This window comes from Allobosea sp. CER48 (assembly GCF_044752385.1).
Lineage (GTDB): Bacteria > Pseudomonadota > Alphaproteobacteria > Rhizobiales > Beijerinckiaceae > Allobosea.
In genome coordinates this window covers 1-5,897 of record NZ_JBIWYK010000192.1, presented here as the reverse complement: position 1 = coordinate 5,897, position 5,897 = coordinate 1, and the positions used below count along the sequence as shown (strand labels likewise).

The 5,897-nt window shown below is 66.8% G+C and carries 6 protein-coding genes and 1 pseudogene; 5 read left to right on the top strand and 2 right to left on the bottom strand.

Annotated features, from left to right (window positions below):
• Nucleotides 1-104 precede the first annotated feature (104 nt).
• A complete protein-coding gene (gene flgG, locus ACIPIA_RS09110; RefSeq protein WP_400508738.1) occupies nt 105-896 on the bottom strand; it encodes a flagellar basal-body rod protein FlgG in 792 nt (263 codons plus the stop codon).
• A 21-nt stretch (nt 897-917) separates the two neighbouring features.
• Entirely contained in the window at nt 918-1,661 is a 744-nt protein-coding gene (gene flgF, locus ACIPIA_RS09105; protein ID WP_400508736.1) for a flagellar basal-body rod protein FlgF, read from the bottom strand.
• A 284-nt stretch (nt 1,662-1,945) separates the two neighbouring features.
• Between flgF and fliL the strand changes: the two genes are divergently transcribed.
• The 5 genes and pseudogenes from fliL to ACIPIA_RS09080 form a co-directional block, all read left to right on the top strand.
• A complete protein-coding gene (gene fliL / locus ACIPIA_RS09100; RefSeq protein WP_400508734.1) occupies nt 1,946-2,449 on the top strand; it encodes a flagellar basal body-associated protein FliL in 504 nt (167 codons plus the stop codon).
• Between the two features lie 46 nt (nt 2,450-2,495).
• Nucleotides 2,496-3,623: a flagellar motor switch protein FliM gene (gene fliM, locus ACIPIA_RS09095; RefSeq protein ID WP_400508732.1), complete on the top strand. Its 1,128-nt coding sequence runs from the start codon at nt 2,496-2,498 to the stop codon at nt 3,621-3,623.
• Nucleotides 3,624-3,633: 10 nt separating this feature from the next.
• Nucleotides 3,634-4,095, top strand: a complete 462-nt coding sequence (locus ACIPIA_RS09090) for a DUF6468 domain-containing protein (protein ID WP_400508730.1) — start codon at nt 3,634-3,636, stop codon at nt 4,093-4,095.
• Nucleotides 4,092-4,925 (top strand): MotE family protein, encoded by an 834-nt coding sequence (locus tag ACIPIA_RS09085; RefSeq protein WP_400508729.1) that lies wholly within the window; start codon nt 4,092-4,094, stop codon nt 4,923-4,925. Before ACIPIA_RS09090 ends, ACIPIA_RS09085 begins: the two co-directional genes overlap by 4 nt.
• A gap of 65 nt (nt 4,926-4,990) precedes the next feature.
• Nucleotides 4,991-5,897: pseudogene (locus ACIPIA_RS09080) on the top strand (hypothetical protein); the annotation flags it as partial.

Here is a 5,897-nt window from a genome sequence, read left to right as displayed (position 1 = left end):
AGGCCGCGGGCGCCTGCGGGTGGCGCTGCGGAGCGGCCAGAGCGGCGGTGCCGGAGAGCAGCAGGGCGACGAGGGCGAGGCGGGTCATGATGCGTCTCCCTGCCTCAGCCGCGGAACATCTGTGTCGTCGCCGACATCATCTGGTCGGTGGCGGTGATGACCTTGGAGTTCATCTCATAGGCGCGCTGCGCGGCGATGAGGGAGGAGAGCTCCGTCACCGCCTGGACATTGCCCTCTTCGAGATAGTTCTGCTGCAACGTGCCGAAGCCCTCGCCGCCGCCGAAGCCATCGATCGGCTGCCCGGAAGCCGCCGTCTCGATGTAGAGGTTGTCGCCGATCGACTCGAGGCCGACCTTGTTGATGAAGCGCACGAGCTGGATCTGGCCGAGCTGCTGCGGCGCGGTCTGCCCGGGCAGCATCGCCTCGACGATGCCCTGCGCGTTGATGCTCACGCTGGTGGCGTTGTTGGGCACTGTGATGCCGGGCTCGACCTGATAGCCGTCGCGCGTGACGATCTGGCCCTGCGCATCGAGATCGAAGGAGCCGTCACGGCTGTAGGTCGTGCGGCCATCCGGCATGCGAACGCGGAAGAAGCCTTCGCCGCGGATGGCGAGGTCGTACGGCTTCTCGGTCGGCGTGATGTTGCCCTGCGTCATCACGCGGCCGGTCGAGACCGTCTTGACGCCGGAGCCGATGAAGGTGCCGGCCGGAGCCTGCGTGTTCTGGTCGGAGGTCGCCGAGCCGGCGCGGCGGAAGTGTTCGTAGAGCAGATCCTGGAAATGGATCTGCTGGCGCTTGTAGCCGGTGGTCCGGACGTTGGCGATGTTGTTGGAGATGACCTGGACGTTCATCTCCTGGGCCATCATGCCGGTCGCGGCTGTCTGCATGGCGCGCATGGGGCTCGCTCCTTTCCGCTATCAGGCCTGCTGGTCAGCCAGGCGCGAGATCGCCTTGCTGCGCAGCTCGTCGGATTTGCCGATCATGTTGGCGACGCTCTGGTAGTTGCGCTGCACCTCCATCAGGCGGGTCAGCTCGACCACGGCCTTGACGTTGGAGCGCTCGATCGCGCCGGGCTCGAGCCGGGCCTCGGGGCCGGCGGCCTGGGCCGCGACCGTCGATGAAAAGAGATTGGTGCCCTCGCTGACCAGCGTCGCCGGATTTGCGAAGCGCACCTGGCGCAGTTTGCCGCGGGTGCCCTGGTCGCTGCTGACCGTACCGTCGGTGGCGATCCGCATGGCGTATTCGCTGGAGCCGAAGGTGATCGGACCGGAATCTCCCATCACCGGGAAGCCGGTCTGCGTGACGAGGCGACCCTGCCGGTCGACGCTCAGCGAGCCCGCGCGGGTGTAGCGCTCGCCGTTCGGCGTCTGGACGACGAGGTAGTTGTCACCCTTCAGGGCGACATCGAGCGGGTTGCCGGTCAGCTCGATCGCGCCCTGCGACATGTCGAGCGGCGTGCCGTTGTCGATGACATACGAGAGCGGCCGGTCGGACGGCTTGAAGGCATCCGCCTTCGCCCCCGGCATGAGGAACTCGTTGAAGCGCGCGTTGCGCGCCTTGAATCCATTGGTGCCGACATTCGCCATGTTGTTGGCGATGACGTCCAGCTCGCGCGCCAGGGCCACCTGGCGCGACAGGCCGATGAGAAGCGCGTTCTCCACGGCTCAACTCCCGATCATGTCCCGCGGCAACCTCGACGCTCCCCAGCGCAGTCGCCACGGCCCAGTACCGGCAAGCTGCGTGCCAGGATGGTTAATCCGACCAAGCCATTGATATCATTGAAAACACATACGTAAGCAGGCCCTCCCGCACCCCGGCACAAGCTGCTGGAGCGGCAAGAAACGCCCGGCAAATTCTGCCGCCCTTAACGACGCGTTAACTGTAATTGGGGAAGGTGGCACGAGGGGCGGCAGAACGCGGCCCGACGGTCCGGGGCGCTGACGAGATGGCGAAGAAAGCCAAGAAGGAAGAGGAAGGCGCTGCCGGCGCAGAGGCGCCGAAGAGCAAGAAGAAGCTCTTCATGATCATCGGTGGCGTCGTGCTCCTCGCGGCTGCCGGCGGTGGTGGCTGGTTCTTCCTGAAAAAGCCGTCCCCCGAGCAGATCGCGGCCGCCGAAGCCGCGGCCAAGGCCAAGAACCCCATCGCCTTCCTCGACATGAAGGACATGATGATCAGCATGTCCAATGGCGGCCAGCAGGACCGGCAGCCGGTCATGAAGATCAAGGTCGTGCTGGAGATCGCCGATGCCAAGGCCGCCGACCAGGTCAAGCCGCTGCTGCCGCGGATCGAGGATGCCTTCCAGGTCTTCATGCGCGAACTGCGCCCCTCCGATCTCGAAGGCTCGGCCGGCATGTACCGTCTGAAGGAAGAGCTGCTGCGCCGCGTCAACCTGACGGTCTATCCCGCCAAGGTCGATGCCGTGCTGTTCAAGGAACTGCTGGTGCAGTGAGCCGGGTCACCGGCCCTGAACACCGCACCGAGATGACGGCGGAACGATGAGCACCGAGCGCGACAATCCCGTACCGAGCGACGAGCCGCTAACCCCGGAAGGCATGGCGGCCAGTTGGGCCGCGATGCCGGACATCGTCGAGGAGGATGGCGAGCAGGAAGGCGGCGTAGATCGCCTGATGTCGCAGGACGAAATCGACACCATGCTCGGTTTCTCCAGCGGCGACGACGGCGCATCGCGCAATGGCATCCAGGCCATCGTCGATTCGGGTTCGGTCGCCTACGAACGCCTGCCGATGCTCGAGATCATCTTCGAGCGTCTGGTGCGCCTGCTTTCGACCAGCCTGCGCAACTTCTTCACCGACAACGTCGAGGTCACGCTGGAGAGCATCCGTTCGGTGCGCTTCGGCGACTACATCAACTCGATCTCGCAGCCTGCGCTGCTCTCGGTGTTCAAGGCCGAGGAGTGGGACAATTTCGGCCTCATCACCATCGAGTCGGCGCTGACCTATTCGGTGCTCGACGCGATGTTCGGCGGCAAGCGCGGCCAGCCGGCGCCGCGGATCGACGGCCGCCCCTTCACCTCGATCGAGATCCGCCTCGTCCGCCGCGTGATCGAGCTCGTGCTGAGCGATGCGGAGGCCGCCTTCAAGCCGCTCTCGCCGGTGACCTTCACGGTCGACCGCGTCGAGTCCAATCCGCGCTTCGTCTCGATCTCGCGCCCCGCCAACGCAGCGATCCGTGTCGAACTCAAATTCGACATGGAGGGCCGCGGCGGCGCCCTGCATATCCTGCTTCCCTACGCCTCCATCGAGCCGATCCGTGAATTGCTGCTCGAAAGCTTCATGGGTGAGAAGCTCGGGCGCGACCCGATCTGGGAGAACCATCTGGCGACCGAAGTCTGGCAGGCCGATGTCGACGTCACCTGCGTGCTGCACGAGACCCAGATGCCGTTGAAGCGCGTCATGAAGCTCGAGATCGGCGACACGCTGATGTTCGACACCCGCCCCGACTCGTCGGTATCGCTGCGCTGCGGGGACTTCATCGTCAGCGAGGGCCGGATCGGCCGCGTCGACGACAAGATCGCCGTCCAGGTCACGAGCCCGCTCCGGCGCTCCAAGACCACGCTTGCCGCCTTCGACAGCCTCGCCAGCCATCTCGGCGCCACGACCTGAGCAGGATACCATGACGATCACCCTCATCGCCGATGTGCTTGTCGCCAGCCTGCTCGTCGCCACCATCATCACCTGCTTCGTGCTGACCAAGCGCATCGAGCGCCTGAAGGCCGACGAGGCCGGCATGCGCCAGACGGTCGGAGCCCTGATCACCGCCACCGACAATGCCGAGCGCGCAATCGCAGGCCTCAAGCTCACGCTCGGCGATTGCGACCGCACGCTGGAGGAGCGCCTGCGCACCGCCGAGCGCTACGCTGCCGATCTCGCGGCTCAGGTCGAGGCCGGGCAAGCCGTGATGGAGCGCATCGGCCAGATCGTCAGCGCGGCAACCCTCGTGGGCGCCAGGCCCGCCGAGGCTGCCCCCGCCGCCGAAGTGGTTCCCGCTCCCGTCTCCCGCCTCGAAAGCGCGGCGCAATCGGCGGCCGCCATCCGCGCCCGCGCCGCCCGCCGCCTCGAGGAACAGGCTGCGTGATCGAACGGCCCCGCCTTCTGCCGGCAGTCATTCTCGGCGCCATGGGTCTCCTGGCGCTGAAGCTGCTCGCATGGGCGGAGGATTCCCCTCCCGGCAAGATCCCGACGTCTGCCCCCGTCTTCGCCCAGGCCCCGAGCGACAAGGCCAAGCCGGACAAGGAGGGATGGGGCCTCGCGAAGATCATGGCGCGCGCCCATGCGCCTGGCTTCTTCGACCCGGAGACCACCGGCTCCGTGCCCTCTCCCGACCCGAAGAAGGAGCAGGAGAAGAAGGACGCCGAGGCCAAGGCGGACGCGGCCCGCGCAGCCAATCCCAACAACAAGGCCGCCATCATGAATGGCACGGCCAAGCCGCTGTCGCCTGCCGAGAAGGCCATTCTCGAACGTCTGGGCGAGCGCCGCGAAGAGCTCGAAGGCCGCATGCGCGAGCTGGAGATGCGCGAGCGCCTGCTCGATTCGGCTGAAAAGAAGCTCGACGGGCGGACCGGAGACCTCAAGGCTCTCGAAGAGAAGGTAAACCCGGCCGCCAAGGCCTCCGCCGACGAGGCCAAGGCAATCAAGAACCTCGTCATCATGTACGAATCGATGAAGCCGAAGGATGCCGCGCGCGTGTTCGACAGGCTCGGCCTCGAAGTGCTCGTGCCGGTCGTGCAGCAGATGAACCCACGCAAGATGTCGGAAGTGCTCGCTGCGATGTCGCCCGAGCGCGCGGAGCGACTGACCGTTGCGCTGGCAACGAGCGGCCGTATGCCGAGCTTCGAGCGCGCCTCCAACGAGGCTCCCCTGCCCGGCAACGAATTGCCGGCGATCGCCCCCGCTGCGCAGCGCTGATCGACCGCCCTCCTGATCGACCACGGACGGTCTTGTTAAGGGCGCGTTATGGTTGACGCGCTAGCGTGTCCGAGGGCCGCTGCGTCTGCGCGACGCGGCAGCGCCCGCAGTCGCGTTGGGTCGAGTATTCGGGTTTGCCACTGTCGCGTTCCCTCGCTTTCGGTATCGGGCTGGCCGCTCTCGCGATCGCCGCCGGGCTGAACACGCCTGCGCTCGCCGCCAGCGCCACGATGCGGGGCGAGGCCATGCCGGCAGGCTTCGGCCGTGTCTCGCTCGCCTTCGACGAGCCGATCCAGACCCGCATCCGCGTCGCCAACGGCGTGCTGATCGTCGCCTTCGGCGGCCCCGTGCGCGTCGATATCGCCCACATCACCCGCGAGCTGCCCAGCTACGTTTCTGTCGCCCGCGTCGACCCCGACGGACGTGGAATGCGCTTTGCGCTGACCCAGCCCTACAAGGCGAATCTCATCGAGGCCGGCGACAAGGCCTTCATCGATCTGCTGCCGCAGACCTGGTCGGGACTCATGCCCGGCCCGCCACCGGAGGCCATCGCCGAACTGACCCAGCGCCTGCGCGTCGCCGAGGCGAAGGCGAAGGAAGCCGCGCGCCAGCCGCCGGCACCGCCGAGCCTCCTGACCATGCGTTCCGCCAGCCTGCCGACGCTGGAGCGCCTGATCTTCAAGGCCCCCGCGGAGACGAAGCTGGCCAGCGATCTCGCGGACGGCACGCTCAAGCTCGTGTTCGACAAGCCGATGAATGTCGAGGCGGACGAGATCCGCAGCGCGCTGCCGGCCGACATCTCTCTGACCGCGCTGGATGCCGGCAAGGAAGCACTCAGCCTGACGCTGGCACTGCCCAAGGAGTGGCAGGTCCGCACCTTCGACGACGAGACCGGGCTGGTCGTCGACCTCTTGCGGCCGGCGAAGACGGGCGCGCTGACCCTTCCCGATCCCGACAAGACCGCGCCTACCG

Bases quoted from the DNA above. Each gene is read 5' to 3' on its own strand.
- ACIPIA_RS09090 (WP_400508730.1), top strand. From the start codon at position 3,634: ATGACGATCACCCTCATCGCCGATGTGCTTGTCGCCAGCCTGCTCGTC.
- fliL (WP_400508734.1), top strand. From the start codon at position 1,946: ATGGCGAAGAAAGCCAAGAAGGAAGAGGAAGGCGCTGCCGGCGCAGAG.
- flgG (WP_400508738.1), bottom strand. From the start codon at position 896: ATGCGCGCCATGCAGACAGCCGCGACCGGCATGATGGCCCAGGAGATG.
- fliM (WP_400508732.1), top strand. From the start codon at position 2,496: ATGAGCACCGAGCGCGACAATCCCGTACCGAGCGACGAGCCGCTAACC.